Consider the following 17359-nt stretch of genomic DNA (forward strand, 5'->3'; position numbering starts at 1 on the left):
TCCGACTGAATATTCCAAAAGAGTATGCGCCGGCCAGCGATATAGAACAAGTCTAAATTTTTTATGTAATTTCTGCACTGCCAATCCCCAGGTCATCCACAGCTTGTCAACACTATATATAGTGTTGACAATGGCGCTGAGATAACTATATTTTGTGCTATCACCAAGGAGGAGCCCATGCCCAGCACTGCCACAGCCGTTGTCCCAGACCTGTCCGATTCCCGTCATCGCGTCATCCGCCGCAATGGAGCGGTGGTGCCCTTCGATGCCAGCAAGATTCAGGTCGCCATGACCAAAGCCTTCCTCGCGGTGCAAGGCACGGGCGGAGCCGCCAGTGCGCGTGTCCGGGAACAGGTAGCAAAGCTTACGGAACAGGTGCTCGGCGCACTGGGGCGTCGGCAACCGGGCGGCGGAACCTTCCACATCGAAGATATCCAGGATCAGGTCGAATTGGCGCTGATGCGTGCCGGGGAACATGAGGTGGCGCGCGCTTACGTTCTCTACCGGGAAGAGCGCGCACGGGAACGCGCTCGGCAGAAACAGCAGGAGCAGGAGCTATGCACGGAATTGCAGGTGCGTCAGGCCGATGGCAGCAGCCACCCCCTCGATCGCGAGCGCTTGCGGGCGGTCATCGACGAAGCCTGTGCCGGTTTGGGTACAGCGGTTTCCCCAGAACTGATCCTGCAATCCACCCTGAAAAATCTCTATGATGGGATCAGTGAGGCTGAACTCTATCAGGCCCCCATCCTTGCCAGTCGCATCCTGATCGAGCGTGACCCCGCCTATGCCTATGTGTCGGCGCGCCTGCTCCTCGACCGTATCCGTCGCGAAGTGATCGGGCAGCCATGTACCCAGGCGCAGATGACAGAGCGCTACAGCGACTATTTTCGCGATTATCTGGCCACGGGCATCGAGCACGAACTGATTGACCCGCGCCTGGCGCAGTTCGATCTCGATCGCATTACGGCAGCGCTACGCCCGGAGCGTGACCTGAATTTCCAGTATCTGGGCCTGCAGATCCTCTATGATCGCTATTTCCTGCACCTGCGCGAGCGGCGCATCGAATTGCCGCAGGCGTTCTGGATGCGCGTCGCAATGGGCCTCGCCATCGAGGAGATCGATCGCGAAGAGCAGGCCATCGCCTTCTATGAGGTGCTTTCTCAATTCGATTTCGTCAGCTCCACTCCTACCCTATTCAATTCCGGCACGCTACGACCGCAGTTGTCGAGCTGCTTCCTCACCACCGTCGCCGATGATCTCGATGGCATCTACGAGTCGATCAAGGACAATGCCCTGCTCTCCAAGTATTCCGGTGGACTCGGCAATGACTGGACACGGGTACGCGCTCTGGGTTCTTACATCAAGGGCACCAACGGTAAGAGCCAAGGCGTGGTCCCCTTCCTTAAAGTGGTGAATGACACCGCGGTTGCCGTCAATCAGGGCGGCAAGCGCAAGGGTGCCGTCTGCGCCTATCTCGAAACCTGGCATCTGGACATCGAAGAATTTCTCGAGCTGCGCAAGAACACCGGCGATGATCGGCGCCGTACCCACGATATGAACACCGCCAACTGGATCCCCGACCTATTCATGGAACGGGTAGAGGCGGGCGCCGACTGGACGCTCTTCAGTCCCAACGACGTCCCCGAGCTCCATGATCTGACCGGTGCTGCCTTCCGCGCCCGTTACGAGGAATACGAAGAGCAGGCACTGGCAGGCAAGATCGAGCTCTACAAGCGACTGCCGGCCGTGCAACTGTGGCGCAAGATGCTGACCATGCTCTTCGAGACCGGTCATCCGTGGATCGCCTTCAAGGACCCCTGCAATTTGCGCAGCCCGCAGCAGCATGCAGGCGTGGTGCACAGCTCCAATCTCTGTACTGAGATCACCCTGAACACCAGCGACAAGGAAATCGCCGTCTGCAACCTGGGGTCGGTGAATTTTGTCACGCATCTGCGTCAGCCGGCGGGGCAGGATCCGCTGGCCCTGAACCCTGACCTGAGCGCGGAGCAGATCCTCGCCGCCATCGATGGCGAAAAGTTGGCGCGCACCATCCGGGTGGCCATGCGCATGCTCGACAATGTCATAGACATCAACTACTACGCCCTCGGCAAGGCACGCAATAGTAATCTGCGTCACCGCCCCGTAGGACTGGGTTTGATGGGTTTCTCCGACGCCCTTCTCGCCCTGCGCATTCCCTATGCCTCGGATGCTGCAGTGCGCTTTGCGGATATCAGCCAGGAACTGATCAGCTATCACGCCATCGATGCCTCGGCCGATCTCGCCCGCGAGCGCGGCGCCTATCAAAGCTTCCCTGGATCCTTGTGGAGTCAGGGGATACTGCCTATCGACAGCATCGAGATTCTGGCGCAGAGCCGCAGTCAGGGGGTCGATCTCGACCGCAGCCAGCAGCTCGACTGGTCGGGCCTGCGCGAGAAGGTGCGCGGCGGCATGCGCAACAGCAACTGCCTGGCCATTGCCCCGACGGCGACGATCTCCAATATTGTAGGAGTCAGCCAGGGGATTGAGCCGATCTACCAGAACCTCTACGTCAAATCGAACCTTTCCGGCGAGTTCACCGTGGTCAATCAGTATTTGGTGGAGGATCTCAAGCGCCTGAATCTATGGGATGAGGTGATGGTCAACGATCTCAAGTACTTCGATGGCTCGGTCGCACCCATCGACCGCATCCCAGCCGCTCTCAAGCCCCTCTATGCCAATGCCTTCGAGACTGATCCCGTCTGGTTGATCGAAGCAGGCGGCAGGCGGCAGAAGTGGCTGGATCAGTCGCAGAGCCTGAATCTGTATTTCGGTAAGCCCTCGGGCAAGAAGATCGATGATACCTATCGCTTGGCTTGGCGGCGCGGCATCAAAACGACCTATTACCTGCGTTCCCTGGGCGCCACCGCGGCAGAAAAATCCACGGTGCAGACCGGCACCCTCAATGCTGTGCCCGGCAGCCTCAAGGCCTGCGCCATTGACGACCCCACCTGCGAGGCCTGCCAGTAAGGCGGCCGAAAACTGGAGAAACCGATGCTAGATTTTGCAGAAGAACAACCGAAGTCCATCACCCTGCCTGCTTACCACGAACAAGGTCAGGCCGGCGCCGATATCGGCATCCAGGCCAGCAGCTTTGCCCGTGTGCGCGCCGAAGACAAACGCATCATCAATGGCAAGGCCGACGTTAACCAACTGGTACCGTTCAAGTACCAGTGGGCCTGGGATAAGTATCTCGCGGCCTGCGCCAATCACTGGATGCCGCAGGAAGTGCAAATGGCTCGCGACATCGCCCTCTGGAAAGACCCAAAAGGTCTGACGGAGGACGAGCGCCGCATCGTCAAGCGCAATCTCGGCTTTTTTGTGACCGCCGATAGTCTGGCAGCCAATAACATCGTGCTCGGTACCTACCGTCACATCACCGCGCCCGAGTGCCGCCAGTATCTGCTGCGCCAGGGCTTTGAAGAGGCCATTCATACCCACGCCTACCAGTACATCGTCGAATCCCTGGGGCTCGACGAAGGGGAGATCTTCAATATGTATCATGAAGTCCCCTCGGTACGCGCCAAGGATGATTTTCTCATCCCGTTCATTGAGGTCCTCGCGGACCCCAATTTCAAGACCGGCACGCCAGAAAATGACCAGCTCTTGCTGCGCTCCCTGATCGTTTTCGCCTGCATCATGGAAGGCACGTTCTTTTATGTCGGTTTCAGTCAGATCCTGGCCATGGGGCGGCAGAACAAGATGGTCGGTGCCGCCGAACAGTACCAGTACATCCTGCGCGACGAATCGATGCACTGCAATTTCGGCATCGACATGATCAACCAGATCAAGATCGAAAATCCGCACCTGTGGACCGAGGAATTCCAGGAAGAGGTCATCGACCTGATTCGTCAGGGCGTGGCACTCGAATGCGCCTACGCCGACGACACCATGCCACGTGGCGTGCTCGGGCTGAATGCGCCAATGTTCAAGGACTATGTGCATTTCATTGGCAACCGGCGACTCAGCCAGATCGGCCTCAAGCCGCAGTGGGAGGGGGTGAAAAATCCCTTCCCGTGGATGAGCGAGATGATGGATCTGAAGAAGGAAAAGAACTTCTTCGAGACCCGGGTCACCGAATATCAAACCGGTGGCGCCCTGAGCTGGGATTGATCTCCCGCCCGGAGGCCCCGCCGAAGATCTTGCGGAGGAGGGCCTGCGGGCGTTATTATTTTTACTCTTCGGTGACTGTAGCTCAGCAGGTAGAGCCCCGGATTGTGATTCCGGTTGTCGTGGGTTCGAGCCCCATCAGTCACCCCATACAAAACAAGGGTCTGAACATAGGTTTAGGCCCTTTTCTTTGCTAAAGGAACTCCCGACCCTCTGGTACGATGCTGCCTCCGAAGAGCGGACCGTGGAAGAACTCGCCACGCAGAAGCGGATCCTGTCGCCCCTGGAATTTTTCATTCGGACGCCTATCGAGCGCTTGTTCGCCGCGCGCCCCCTGAGTAGACTCAGCCTTTCTTACAAGCCAGGCGGGACGTTGATGCCGGAGCGCATACCCGATGATTGCGTGGGACTGGTAGAGTACCAGGATCTCCACATCACAGAAGATCTACTCTTGGAATGTGGCCGCAGTCTACCCGGCTACACTCTGCGCTACGAGTGCTATGGTACGTTGAACAGCGCTCGCAGCAACGCCATTTTGATCTGTCATGCATTGTCTGGCGACCATCATGCTGCCGGTTACCATTCCCCAACGGACAAAAAACCAGGCTGGTGGGACAGCATGATCGGGCCCGGCAAACCCATCGATACGCGACATTTTTTTGTGGTGTGCAGCAATTTCATTGGCTCCTGCAAGGGCTCCACCGGACCGGCGAGCATCAACCCGGCAAGCAACGAGCCTTGGGGGATGGACTTTCCCATGGTGACCGTATCGGACTGGGTTCGTACCCAGGTCATCCTCAGCGATCATCTCGGCATCGATTGCTGGGCGGCGATCGTTGGCGGAAGCCTGGGTGGCATGCAGGTCCTGCAATGGGCCATCGATTACCCGGAGCGCTTGCGGCATGCCCTCGTCATTGCTGCAGCGCCCAATCTGAGTGCGCAGAACATCGGTTTCAACGAGGTCTGTCGCCAGGCGATCATGACCGATCCCGATTTTCATGGCGGGCACTATTACCGCTACGAGAGCAAGCCACGCCACGGCCTTGCCCTGGCGCGGATGATCGGCCATATCACCTATCTCTCCGACGATGCCATGGGCCAGAAATTCGGTCGGGAAACGCGGCTAGGCAAGAGTCTTTCCTATGGCTTTGACATTGATTTCGAGGTCGAAAGCTACCTGCGCTATCAGGGGTCCCGCTTCGTCGAGCACTTCGATGCCAACAGCTACCTCTACATCACCAAGGCACTCGACTACTTTGATCCCGCTGCCGCTTACGGAGGCAATCTCGCGGCCGCGTTTGCCAGCGTCCAGGCCAAATTTTTGGTCGTCAGCTTCAGCAGCGATTGGCGTTTTTCACCCGAGCGTTCGCGCGAGATCGTGCAGGCCCTGTATACCACAGGCGCGCATGTGAGCTATGCCGAAATTGAATCCCATCATGGGCATGACTCGTTTCTGCTACCGATTCCCCAGTACTTACGGGTCATGCGCTCTTATCTGGAGCGTATGGCAGAGGAGCTCGGCGTATGAACCAGACATTGCGACGCGATCTGCAGATCATTGCCGACTGGATTCGTCCAGGGAGCCGCGTGCTCGACCTGGGTTGCGGCGAAGGGGAATTGCTCTCTCATCTGCAGCAGCAAAAACAGGTCAAGGGTTACGGTATCGAACTAGACGATGAGCGGGTGGCGGCGGCCTTGCGGCGGGGCGTGCCGGTCCTGCAACAGGACCTGGATAGTGGCTTGCGGCAATTTGCCAGCGGTAGCGTGGATACGGTGGTTCTGTCGTTGACCCTGCAGGCGGTGCATTATCCACTTGATCTTCTCCTGGAAATGTTGCGAGTGGGTCGCGAAGGCATCGTCACCTTCCCCAACATGGGGCATTGGCGCGCGCGCTGGCAACTCGGGGTCGGCGGGCACATGCCCATGACCGACGTTTTGCCACATACGTGGTACGATACCCCTAACATCCACCTTTGTACCATTCGCGACTTTGACGCCCTGTGCCACAAAAATCGCATCGAGGTGCGCGAGCGCGTAGTGTTGGACGATCGCCGTCGCAACACCGCGAGTAACCGCATTCTGCCCAATCTTCTCGGAGAAGTGGCACTCTATCGATGCGCCAAGGCGGACTGAGCGCACGCCGCTGGAGCCAGCCATGACCCTGGAATTGATCAGCTTTCCTCTATGCCCCTATGTGCAGCGCTCGGTCATCACCCTGCTGCATAAAGAGGTTCTCTTCACCCTGACCCATATCGACCTGGCCCACAAACCTGAGTGGTTTCTGGCCATCTCGCCTCTGGGTAAGGTTCCCTGCCTGCGTATCGATAACGATACCGTGCTCTTTGAATCACAGGTCATCAACGAGTATCTCGACGAGACTCTGCCGCCGCCCTTGCACCCTGCGGACCCCCTGGAAAGGGCACGGCACCGGGCGTGGATCGCCCTGGGGGGCGAGGCGCTGGGAGATCAGTTTCAGATGATGGTGGCGCAGGGAGAGGAACGCTTTACTGCGGCGCACCGGCAGCTCTTCGATAAACTGCAACGACTGGAAACGGCAATGGGCGACGGACCTTTTTTCGCAGGAGAGCGCTTCAGCCTAGTCGACGCCGCCATCGCCCCGCTCTTCATGCGCATGGAAATCCTCCATGCCCTGCGACCATTGCCGAGCTGGGAAAGTCTCGGCAAACTACGGCGGTGGACCGCGCAACTCATGGAGTTGCCGGAAGTCGCCAGCTCGGTGCGGGCGGATTTTGCCAGCCTGCTGCGTAACTATTTGAGCGAGAAAGGCAGTTTACTGCTGCGTTCAATCTAATGGAGAGAGGGATGACCGATCACAACCTGCCGGAAAACGAGCAAGAGTCTGCCACCACCCATTTTGGCTATCAGGAAGTTCCAGAGGCGGAAAAGGAAAAGCTGGTGCGCGGGGTGTTCAGCAGCGTTGCGAGCAGCTACGACCTGATGAACGATTTGATGTCGCTGGGGGTGCATCGGCTGTGGAAGCGCTACACGGTAGACCTGGCCCGGCCCCGCCCGGGGCAGCAGGTGCTGGATCTGGCCGGCGGCACCGGAGACCTGGCGGCGCTTCTCTATAAACGTCTACAGCCAAATGGTCGCATCGTCGTCTCCGACATCAACCCGGAGATGCTGGCGGTCGGCGAAAAGCGCCTCGCCGACAAGGGCATGCTGGCCGGCGTCGAGTTCGTTGAGGCCAATGCCGAAGAGCTGCCCTTCCCCGACCAACAATTTGATCTCGTTACCTTAGCTTTTGGCATCCGCAATATGACCCATCCCGAACGCGCCCTGGCGGAGATCTACCGGGTACTCAAGGTTGGCGGCCGCGCCTTGATCCTCGAGTTTTCGCATCCGCGTTGGCCGGGCCTGCAGCAGATCTACGATCTTTACTCCTTCAATATCCTGCCCAAGATTGGCGAAATCGTCGCCAAGGACCGCGACAGTTATCAGTATCTGGTGGAGTCCATACGCCGCTTTCCCGACCAGGACACCTTCCGCATGATGATGGAGGATGCCGGTTTTGCGCGGGTCGATGTGCATAATCTGTCCGGTGGCATCGTCGCCATCCACCGCGGCTTTCGTCTCGACTGATCCTGCCAGTGAAGGGGATTCATCCCCCGGCGTAAAATTTCCCACTTGAGCCGCATCCACCAGCGGGGCATGATGGCGGCAATTTTGGCAGAGGAGTGATGACATGACCCGGGTGCACAATCTTGGTTTTCCCCGCATCGGCCACAAGCGTGAGCTGAAGAAGGCCACCGAGGCCTATTGGTCTGGCGAAATCGACGGCGCCGAGCTGGAGGCACGGGGTGCGCAACTGCGGGAGCGTCACTGGCGTATCCAGCAGACCTGCGGCGTCGATCTCGTCCCCGTGGGCGATTTCACCTTTTACGATCAAATGCTCGACATGAGCTGCACCCTGGGCGCGATCCCGCCCCGCTACGAATTTGCTGGTGGCGAAGTCGATCGTGACACCTTCTTTGCCATGGCGCGTGGGTCCAAGACGCAGCCGGCCATGGAAATGACCAAATGGTTTGATACCAATTACCATTACATCGTCCCCGAATTCCATGAGGATATGGAGTTCCGGCTGAGCAGCGAGCGGATTTTTGCCCAGGTGAAAGAGGCCCAAGCCTTGGGCCTGAATACCAAGCCGGTGCTGGTGGGTCCGCTGACCTACCTGTGGCTGGGTAAGGAAAAGGACCTGGGCAGCGCCCATGGCGAGGCTGGCCATCGCCACGATGAGGGCTGCACTGGCCACGATGAGGCGCCCCGCCACAGCGGCTTCGATCGCCTGAGTCTGTTGCCCAAAGTCCTGCCCGTCTACACCGAGATCCTTGCCAAGCTGGCCGCGGCTGGCGTCGAGTGGGTGCAGATGGACGAGCCGGCGCTGGTCCTCGATCTGCCGCAGGAGTGGCTGGACGCACTGGACAAGGCCTATGCACAGCTGACTCAGGGTAAGGCACCCAAGATCCTGCTTGCCACCTACTTTGAGTCCGTCGCCGACCATGCCGCACGGCTCAAGGCCCTGCCCGTGGCGGGACTGCATCTGGATCTGCGGCGGGCGCCAGCGCAACGCGACATTTTCTTGCAGGACTACCCGGCCGACAAGATCCTCTCTCTAGGCGTCGTGGATGGACGTAACGTATGGCGAACCGACCTCGACGCCGCTCTGGAATCGTTGGCTCCAGCGCACAAAGCCCTCGGTGATCGTCTGTGGATCGCGCCTTCCTGCAGCCTAATGCACAGTCCGGTAGATTTGGCCCAGGAAACGGAACTGGATGACGAACTCAAATCCTGGTTGGCCTTCTCCGTGCAGAAGCTGGATGAGCTTTCGCTGCTCGCCCGCGCAATCGACAAGGGAGAGTCAGCGGTTGCCCAGGAGCTGGAAGCGGCGCGCAAGGCCGTCACCTCGCGCAAGAGTTCGCCACGCATCCACAACGCCGCCGTCAACGCCCGCTTGCAGGAGCTGGGCAACGATGATGGCCAACGCCGCAGCCCCTTCCCGGCTCGTGCCAAGGCCCAGGCGGCGCGTTTCAAATTGCCCCCCTTCCCTACCACCACCATCGGCAGCTTTCCGCAGACACCGGAAATTCGCAAGGCACGGCTGCAAAATCGTAAGGGTGAGCTATCTGACGCCGAATACCACAAGATGATGGAGGCCGAGGTCGCCCTGGTAGTCAAGGAACAGGAACGCCTGGGCTTGGACGTGCCAGTGCATGGTGAGCCCGAGCGCAACGACATGGTCGAGTACTTTGGTGAGCAGCTCGCCGGCTTCGCCTTCACCCGTCACGGCTGGGTACAGAGTTACGGCTCCCGCTATGTGAAGCCGCCACTCATCTTCGGTGATGTCTCGCGTCCGCACCCGATGACGGTGGAATGGGCCAAATACGCCCAGTCCCTCACCAGCAAGCCGATGAAAGGCATGCTCACGGGTCCGGTCACCATCCTGCAATGGTCCTTTGTGCGTGACGATCAGCCGCGCGAGCGCACCGCCCTGCAGATCGCCCTGGCCATCCGTGATGAGGTCAAGGATCTGATCGACGCCGGCATCGGCATTATACAGATTGACGAACCGGCCTACCGCGAAGGTCTGCCCCTCAAGCGCAAGGATTGGAATAAGTATCTGGACTGGGCCTCGCGTGCCTTCCGCATCTCGGCGCAGATCGCCCCCGATGACGTGCAGATCCATACCCATATGTGCTACTCGGAGTTCAACGACATCCTGCCGGCCATCGCGGCGATGGACGCGGATGTGATCACCATCGAGACCTCCCGCTCGCAGATGGAGCTACTCGATGCCTTTGCCACCTTCAACTACCCCAACGAGATTGGGCCGGGCGTCTATGACATCCACTCTCCACGGGTACCCAGTGTGGAAGAGATGGTGCAACTCATGGAAAAGGCCGCCAAGGTGGTCCCTGCCGAGCGTCTTTGGGTCAACCCCGACTGCGGCCTGAAAACCCGCAAGTGGGCCGAGGTGACCCCAGCCCTGGAGAACATGGTGAAGGCCACCCAGGAAATTCGCCAGCGCCTGGTCTGAGCACAGAGGTTTTCCAAACCCAAAAACCCCCGCCTTGCGGGGGTTTTTTATGGCTAGGGAACTAGCTTGCCCTCTGTTACTCTAATGGCTCGCCATATCTGATAAAGGGAGCCAACGGATGAGTCTGCCACAGACATCTTCCGCCGGGCAGCATCCTGCTGTCCAAAAAATCAATCTTTCACCCCTTGCAAATTTGCGTTTCGACGTTCCTGCCGCCCTGGTCGTCGCTTTAGTGGCCATCCCCCTCTGTCTGGGCGTGGCCTTGGCATCTGGGGCGCCGCTGATGGCAGGTATTCTGGCGGGCATCGTCGGCGGCATGGTCGTACCGCTGTTCAGCAAATCGCCCCTCTCGGTCAGTGGGCCCGCCGCCGGGCTCACGGCCATCATTGTTGTCGCCATCGAAGACCTGCACAGCTTTCCCATTTTCCTGGTGGCGGTCATCATTGCCGGTGGCCTGCAGATCTTGATGGGCGCTCTGCGCGCCGGTGGCATTGCCTATTTTTTCCCTTCTGCGGTCATCGAAGGCATGCTTGCGGCCATTGGTATCATCCTGATCATGAAGCAGTTTCCCTATGCAGTGGGCTTCGATCTCGGACAATTTGGCAGCCAGGAATTCAGTAGCGGTGGTACAGAAAACACCTTCTCCGGCATTTTCAGAGCGCTGGGGCACCTGCAGTGGGGTGCATTATTGATTAGCGTGGTCTGCCTGATCATTCTTCTGCTCTGGGACTTGGTCCCGATCCTAAAAAGACAAACTTGGTTTTCTGGCCCTCTCATGGCCGTGCTTGCCGGTACGCTACTCAACCTGCTTTTCGCTGCTGTATTTCCAGGGCTGCAGCTTGGCACCGACAAGCTGGTGCAACTACCCGTCATCCACTCTATGGCAGAGCTCGGCCAGCTCGTGCAGTTTCCCGACTGGTCGGGCCTGGGTAAGCAGCAGGTGTGGATCGTTGGCGTGACCATCGCCATCGTCGCGAGCCTGGAGAGCCTTCTGTCCATCGAAGCCGCCGACAAACTCGATCCTTTCAAGCGGCGTACGCCTCTGGATGGCGAGCTCTACGGTCAGGGAGTGGCTAATATCATCAGTGGACTCATTGGAGGACTACCCGTGACGTCGGTCATCGTGCGTTCCAGCGCCAACATCAGTGCCGGCGGCAGGACCAAGGCGGCGGCATTTCTGCACGGTGTCTTTCTGCTGATTGCCGTACTGCTGTTGGCGTCTTTCCTCAACCAGATCCCGCTCGCGGCCCTGGCTTCGGTGTTGATCATGGTTGGCTTCAAGCTCGCCCACCCCAAAGTCTTTCGCCACATGTATTCTTTGGGCAAGACACAGCTGCTCCCCTTTGTTATTACCATTCTCGCCATACTTTTTACCGATCTGTTGATCGGCGTCGCTGTCGGGCTGGTAGTGGGCCTATTTTTCGTGTTGCGCGCCAACTATCGCAGTGCATTGGAGCTCTGTCAGGAAGGTCCCAATCACTACCTGTTGCGCTTCAAACGCGAATTGACCTTTGTGAACAAGGCCCATCTGGCACATCTACTGGACTCTCTACCAAACGGCAGCGTACTCACTCTAGACGGTGCGCAAGTGGCATTCGTCGACCATGACGTGCTGGAGGTAATCCGCAACTTCGAGGAATCCGCCTCGTTGCGCCAGATTCAGGTCCACGAACAGCACTTCAGCAACCCAGTCTTGAGTGCGCGGATCTAATTTATTCCGGCAGCTTCGGCGATAAACGGAGTGAGCGCTCTGCGGCAAGTTGCCGCAGGGCTGCCGGGTTTTTGCCATCTCTGGCCAGGCGCTCCCACAGCGGATGCGGCCCTAAATTCATGCCGGCCCGCAACATCCGCTCGCGAATGCCGCCACCACCACCAGCGAGCGCTAGATTCATCAGGATCAGGGCGTCGATATAGCCCTCGATATCTCTTTGCTTGTGGGTAATGCGCAGCAGTTCTGCATACAGCGGCAGACGCAGTGGTTCTTCCTGGATGGCGGCTTGCAATATGGCAATGCCATAGTGCGGGTCGGTATTGCGTGATACCAATGCCAGCGCCTTGGCCGCCGTCATTGGCTCTTGCAGTTGTACCTCTGGCGAGGGAATGGGCATGCCCATCTTTTCCGCGAGGACGAGCAATTCCAGATTTCCCGGATCGCGACGCAAGCCATCGCCCACCCGTTGCTTCCACCAAAGCTCGTCGCCGGGCATGGCACTCGATTCGCCAAGGCCTTCGAGCAACTGCGTATAGGCATTCATATCCTCAAGGGCGAGGTAAGCGTCGAGGAGTTGATTGATGGCTCGGCCATCGCCAGGCTGCAGATCCACATACCAGCGCAGGACCGTCGCGGCCTGTAAATAATGGCCGTACTGCATATAGATATCCGCTTCCCGCAGCAGATCCTCCCCGCTCAGGGCTTCTTCCTGCACGACCTGCTGCGGCGCAACCGTCGCCGGGGCGGAAGGAGACGCCACGACGACGGGCTTCTCTTCCGGCACAGGCGAGACTCGGGGAGGCTCGGTGCTACGCGCCGGTTTCTTACCCTTACGCCGTCCTGTGAAGCGGATGTATACCTCGATGGCGACTAGCACCACCACAACGATTTCCAGGATCAACATCAAACCCTGCACGGATCACGCTCCTGACTATGCCACTCGGTGCCTAGGCACTTAGTCGAAAATGGAAAATTTACCGGGAAGGAGATTGTGGTACCCCGCGTTGGACGCCACCCAAGGGAAATTCATCGTCCATAGAGTTCCTCTGTCCAATTTCACCAACGAGGAGCCGCAATAATATCAGCACTTCTTCCCGATCGCGGACGTCCGTGGTAGTGAGACACAAGCGGAGGTCACCATGTCGCAGATAGGGCGGAACATGAACTGGAAACGCTCCTGTCCTGGGATAGCATAGATGTGCAAACGGTCATTGCTCACCGGGCAATCGATCACCCCGTAATCCATAGCAACCGTGGTCGTGGTTTTGCTGTCCGAGACCGCCTCACTATGGAGTGCATCGGTAGTGAGCGCCTGATCGCCGAAGAGAGTTTGCAACACGGTGGTCTTGCCGGCCCCAACATGACCGGCAATCAGGATCTTCCTGACGGTTTGTGTCGGCCTGACGACGTTCAAGTCGTGGCACATTTTAATTGGCAGGGGCTGAGATCGCTCCTCCCACATATTTACCGACCCAATGCTCGATATCCTGCACGTCGCGCAGGTGACCATACAGGCCAATCCGCGCATCAAATTTTGTGACCGACGCCCCAAGTCCATGCAAGGTGATCAGGATGGCGTCTCCTCCTGCAGTGTATCCGCGCAACTCTACCGTTTGCGGATTGACGGTCTTCGTCCCGGTAAAACGCATACCGGCAGCCGGCAGGGCGCGTTCCGTGGCACTCACGACTGTCGCAAGGGAGGCAGGATAGTAGGTGTAGTAGGGCACCGGATTGATCTGCGGGGCAACAGTGGAACTACAGGCACTCAGAGAACCCGCCATCCCAAGCAACAGCGACAGCATTATCATGTTTCTTTTCAAGTAATCATCCTCTCATCAGGAGATCTGGATCACCTTGAGCAAGCTCCAAGGCACCTACTTGCATATGGCGTAAAATGCTACCATATTCATTGCTAGTGAACCCAACTGTAACGGTATAGTAGAGGGAGTTATCAATGACGACAATACGTTGGATAGTCATCGCAATGGTTCCTGCCATCCTGGCAGGCTGTGCCAATAATCCCTACGCCAGTAACGCGACCACGGCCAATACCACCGGCGGGGCACTTCTGGGCTCCATTGCCGGCGCGGTCATTGGCAATCAGACCGGTTCGCCATTGGCGGGCGCCGCAATCGGCGCGGGGCTGGGCGGCCTAGCCGGCTACGGCATCTCCAAGTCGCAGGAACAGCAGGCTCCCCAACCAGCGCAGCCAGGTTATTACGCCCCCCCTGCCAACAATGTGCAGTGCCCGCCAGGATATACCTGCACACCGACCGCGCCACAGTATCAGACGCCACCCAGCTGCCCCGCAGGCTATACCTGCACCCCCAATTGAGGGCAGGCGACGCTTTGGTAAAGGACGACGCGCTACCTGAGCAGCAAACATGGCAGCGAGCCGTCCTTACTTGGCAGAAAACCGTTCCGTTCTGGCAACGACAGGGGATCGTCATTGCCGGTTCTGGGCCGCTTCGCTGGGCGCGCCTTGAGCTCAATGGGCGACAGATGGCCATGCAAATACCCTCGGCGGGACAGAAAACCGCTCAGGAGCATTGTGAAATCCTGCTGCATAGCAACGAAGTCGTTGCGCTGAAAAACACCGATGGTGAGGTGCATCCCCTGTGCCTCGATCGCTTTGGGGCAAGTATCGAATTACTGCGACGCGAATGGATGCTGAGCCTGTTTCTCTTTGGACCGATATTGGGGGTTTTTCTGGTAAACCTCATCTTTGGCATGCCCACATTTTTGTGGTGGACGGCGCTCGGCGTGCTCGGCTTTTCGCTGGCAATCATGGCCAGCCTGCTGCGGCGGGATCTGCGTAACATGCAAGGCTGGTTGCAGAGCCGACAAAAATACCTGACTATCGGCCGGTAACCCGCTCATATTCGTGCCGGTGCTTGCAAGCACCTTGGCAACTCTGTTTTTTTCTTCTATCTTTCATTTTACTAAGATCAAAGTCTCGCGTATTACCATAGGTATCGCGGCGCGCCAGTTCGCCATGAAAAATGGGGGTGAAAAGAGGAATGCAGGAATGGACACCCAACCGTCTGCTGCGCTGGTCTTGCGTTGCCGCCGGGCTCGCGACCCTGGCCGGCTGTGCCAGCGTATCCACACCATCGCCATCATCGTCCATAGCGCGCAGTTCGAGTTCCGGACTGGCCTATTCCACCGGCACCACCTGCTACGCACCTTCTCCCAATCTGCAGGCGGCCTACAATCAGCCTTACGAGATTAATGGGCACTGGTACCACCCGCTGCAAAGTGCCCAGGGGTATAACCAGACGGGCACCGCCTCATGGTATGACATCGCCTCCTCCAGTCACGTCACGGCTATGGGCACCGCCTTTCACGACAACCGCCTGACTGCTGCAAGCCGGGTGCTGCCCCTACCCTCCTGCGTACGCGTCACCAATCTGCAAAATGGTCGCAGCATTCTCGTCCTGGTCAATGATCGCGGCCCATTCGTTGCTGGGCGAATCATGGATTTATCGATTGGCAGTGCGCGTGCCTTGGGCATCGTCAACCAGGGAACGGCGCAGGTGAACATCCAAGCCGTGCAAAGTAGCGTTCCCGCACCAGCGCCCTATCGTCCGCAGGTAATGCAGCAACTGGTTCCGGTACAAAACATTCGACCGGTCATACCCAGTGTGTCCCCCACCCCGCAGTCGCCTGGTTCTGGCGTACAGCATCCCCAGGCCAAACTGCGCTCGGTGGTCGCCAGCGCTTTTGCTAGTCCCAAGCAACCGCTGTCCGCTCCAGCAACGCCAGTCACGACGGCTGCGCGGCCGGTGCTTTCCGCCCCCCAACTCGAAGATGTCATTTACCTGGTCAGTACCCAACCCATGGAATTGCAGCAAGCCCGTGCGGAACGGCAAAAATTACAGGCTTTCGGAATTACGACGGCGCATCTGGTCCCCGCCGCCCAGGGCTATGTCGTCAAGATCGGTCCGCTGGCAAGCACCGACGATACTGTGGACTACGTGCACAGCCTGCGCCGCCTGCAGTTGGGCGATTTTCAGCTCAGTCAAAAGGGAGTTGACTGATCAGGCCTTGGCGCCAGTACTGAAAATGGTATCGAGTACCGCGTCGCCGTGAAACTCCTCCCCCATGAGGCTTTCTACGAGTAGCTGTCCGCCCAGGACCTCCGGGGCAATGATCAGGTCTACGCCCGTCTGACGCAGACGTTGCAAGTGCCGTTGGTTTCCCACCAGGGCCACGGTTTTGCCGGGAACTGCCATCTCCTTGGCGGTGAGAACGATGAAGGCATTTTCACTGTCATCGTTGCGCAGCGCCAGGACTCCCAAGGCCCGCATCGCACCAGCGCGGCGAAGAATCTCAGGATCGGTAGGGTCACCCACGAAAAGGTCTTCTTCTGGTAGCCACAGTGGTTCCGGTCGCACCGGCGCTACCACCAGCACGCGCAGGTGGCGGCGGCGCAGGGCCCGATAGGTATTCTGCGCGAAGAGATTGTCACCGATGAGGACATAATGGTCACTCCAGTCTGATTTTTTCTCGCCCAGCAGCAGGCGCTGCATTCGCCCATTGATCAGCGGTACGACCACGGCGGAGATCGATGTGGCGAAAACGGTGATCCCGAGGATGATGATGGAGATGACGAAGTAGCGTGCTTCCGGACTTTTAGGGACGATATCGCCGTAGCCGACGGTAGACATGGTCACCACAGCAAAATACAGAGCCGACTCTAACGATTTGATTTGCGGGCTGAAACCCGCTCCCAGGACATAGGAGCCGAAGACGGCGTAGCTCAGCAGCAGCACGATGGAGAGAAAAGCGAAGAGCGTACCAGCGGCGACACTCGACCGAGAGAAATGCCGTCGAAAGATCAACAAGCCAAGCAGAATAAAACCATTGAATGCCAGCATAGCGACACTGAGATGCTGGTACCGGTGCAGAAGGAGGGCCAGACTGATGGCCGAAATCATCAGCGTCAGAGCCCAGGACAGGCGGGAACGGAAGATCAGACCAAGGGCCATGATCAGGAGCACCGCACCCACGACCAGCGCTGGAACAGCGCCAAGCTCGGACATGATCGGCAGATCTGTGAGATTGCTGCTGGGGGTGATCACCGATAATTGCGGGATCAACGACTTCAAGGCTGGCAGGGCATGTAGCAAAGAGAGTGCGCCCAGCGCCGCCACCGCCAAAGCCAAAGGAATTTGGGGGAACCAGCGATCGAGACGCAAAACGGCACGCATGCGCGTACCCCAACGGCGCAAGCGCTGCCAGGGAGAAAAGTGAAACAGCTCGGTAGCGCGCATCATGAACCAAAATACCCGCTACCAAATGCCCCTTTAGGAGTGCTCGCTACCATCATCGCTGGTGAAGGTACTCTTCATCCCCATGACCATGGCGATGACCCAGAGCAGGCTAAGAACGATGAAAAACGCATAAAACATGGCCACTCTCCTACATTCTTACGATTGACTAGA

Annotated in this window: 15 protein-coding genes and 1 tRNA gene; 12 read left to right on the top strand and 4 right to left on the bottom strand. The window is 58.4% G+C overall.

Annotated elements, in window-relative coordinates; all coding sequences use genetic code 11:
- Positions 1 to 177 precede the first annotated feature (177 nt).
- The 9 genes from AC2VNM_RS09220 (at position 178) to AC2VNM_RS09260 (ending at position 11912) form a co-directional block, all read left to right on the top strand.
- A complete protein-coding gene (locus AC2VNM_RS09220; RefSeq protein ID WP_486913194.1) occupies positions 178 to 3006 on the top strand; it encodes a ribonucleoside-diphosphate reductase subunit alpha in 2829 nt (942 codons plus the stop codon).
- A gap of 24 nt (positions 3007 to 3030) precedes the next feature.
- Positions 3031 to 4149, top strand: coding sequence for a ribonucleotide-diphosphate reductase subunit beta (locus tag AC2VNM_RS09225; RefSeq protein WP_483164848.1), 1119 nt, complete (start codon positions 3031 to 3033; stop codon positions 4147 to 4149).
- Positions 4150 to 4220: 71 nt separating this feature from the next.
- A tRNA-His gene (locus AC2VNM_RS09230) sits at positions 4221 to 4296 on the top strand.
- A gap of 40 nt (positions 4297 to 4336) precedes the next feature.
- Positions 4337 to 5674, top strand: a complete 1338-nt coding sequence (gene metX, locus AC2VNM_RS09235; RefSeq protein ID WP_483164847.1) for a homoserine O-succinyltransferase MetX — start codon at positions 4337 to 4339, stop codon at positions 5672 to 5674.
- Positions 5671 to 6279, top strand: a complete 609-nt coding sequence (gene metW, locus AC2VNM_RS09240; protein ID WP_483164846.1) for a methionine biosynthesis protein MetW — start codon at positions 5671 to 5673, stop codon at positions 6277 to 6279. Before metX ends, metW begins: the two co-directional genes overlap by 4 nt.
- Before the next feature lie 22 nt (positions 6280 to 6301).
- Complete coding sequence (locus AC2VNM_RS09245; protein ID WP_215871642.1) at positions 6302 to 6958, top strand: glutathione S-transferase family protein; 657 nt, start codon at positions 6302 to 6304, stop codon at positions 6956 to 6958.
- A gap of 11 nt (positions 6959 to 6969) precedes the next feature.
- The gene (gene ubiE / locus AC2VNM_RS09250) at positions 6970 to 7749 is read left to right on the top strand and encodes a bifunctional demethylmenaquinone methyltransferase/2-methoxy-6-polyprenyl-1,4-benzoquinol methylase UbiE (protein WP_483164845.1); all 780 of its coding nucleotides are present in this window, start codon (positions 6970 to 6972) and stop codon (positions 7747 to 7749) included.
- Between the two features lie 103 nt (positions 7750 to 7852).
- The gene (metE, locus tag AC2VNM_RS09255) at positions 7853 to 10201 is read left to right on the top strand and encodes a 5-methyltetrahydropteroyltriglutamate--homocysteine S-methyltransferase (protein ID WP_486913196.1); all 2349 of its coding nucleotides are present in this window, start codon (positions 7853 to 7855) and stop codon (positions 10199 to 10201) included.
- Positions 10202 to 10319: 118 nt separating this feature from the next.
- On the top strand, positions 10320 to 11912 hold the full coding sequence (locus tag AC2VNM_RS09260; RefSeq protein ID WP_486913197.1) for a SulP family inorganic anion transporter: 1593 nt from the start codon (positions 10320 to 10322) through the stop codon (positions 11910 to 11912).
- 1 nt (position 11913) lies between these two features.
- Here AC2VNM_RS09260 and AC2VNM_RS09265 read toward each other — a convergent pair whose 3' ends face one another.
- The 3 genes from AC2VNM_RS09265 to AC2VNM_RS09275 form a co-directional block, all read right to left on the bottom strand.
- Positions 11914 to 12828: a type IV pilus assembly protein FimV gene (locus tag AC2VNM_RS09265; RefSeq protein WP_486913198.1), complete on the bottom strand. Its 915-nt coding sequence runs from the start codon at positions 12826 to 12828 to the stop codon at positions 11914 to 11916.
- Positions 12829 to 12993: 165 nt separating this feature from the next.
- Positions 12994 to 13326, bottom strand: a complete 333-nt coding sequence (locus tag AC2VNM_RS09270; RefSeq protein ID WP_486913199.1) for a hypothetical protein — start codon at positions 13324 to 13326, stop codon at positions 12994 to 12996.
- Positions 13327 to 13339: 13 nt separating this feature from the next.
- Positions 13340 to 13720, bottom strand: coding sequence for a hypothetical protein (locus tag AC2VNM_RS09275; RefSeq protein WP_486913200.1), 381 nt, complete (start codon positions 13718 to 13720; stop codon positions 13340 to 13342).
- A 146-nt stretch (positions 13721 to 13866) separates the two neighbouring features.
- Between AC2VNM_RS09275 and AC2VNM_RS09280 the strand changes: the two genes are divergently transcribed.
- The 3 genes from AC2VNM_RS09280 (at position 13867) to AC2VNM_RS09290 (ending at position 15952) form a co-directional block, all read left to right on the top strand.
- A complete protein-coding gene (locus tag AC2VNM_RS09280; RefSeq protein WP_483164839.1) occupies positions 13867 to 14247 on the top strand; it encodes a glycine zipper domain-containing protein in 381 nt (126 codons plus the stop codon).
- A gap of 14 nt (positions 14248 to 14261) precedes the next feature.
- Positions 14262 to 14783, top strand: coding sequence for a hypothetical protein (locus AC2VNM_RS09285; RefSeq protein ID WP_486913201.1), 522 nt, complete (start codon positions 14262 to 14264; stop codon positions 14781 to 14783).
- 149 nt (positions 14784 to 14932) lie between these two features.
- On the top strand, positions 14933 to 15952 hold the full coding sequence (locus tag AC2VNM_RS09290; protein ID WP_483164837.1) for a septal ring lytic transglycosylase RlpA family protein: 1020 nt from the start codon (positions 14933 to 14935) through the stop codon (positions 15950 to 15952).
- On the opposite strand, the gene kch is transcribed toward AC2VNM_RS09290, so the two are convergent.
- Positions 15953 to 17191: a voltage-gated potassium channel protein gene (kch, locus tag AC2VNM_RS09295; RefSeq protein ID WP_483164836.1), complete on the bottom strand. Its 1239-nt coding sequence runs from the start codon at positions 17189 to 17191 to the stop codon at positions 15953 to 15955.
- Between the last annotated feature and the right edge of the window lie 168 nt (positions 17192 to 17359).

Source organism: Acidithiobacillus sp. TH-A67 (assembly GCF_057473545.1).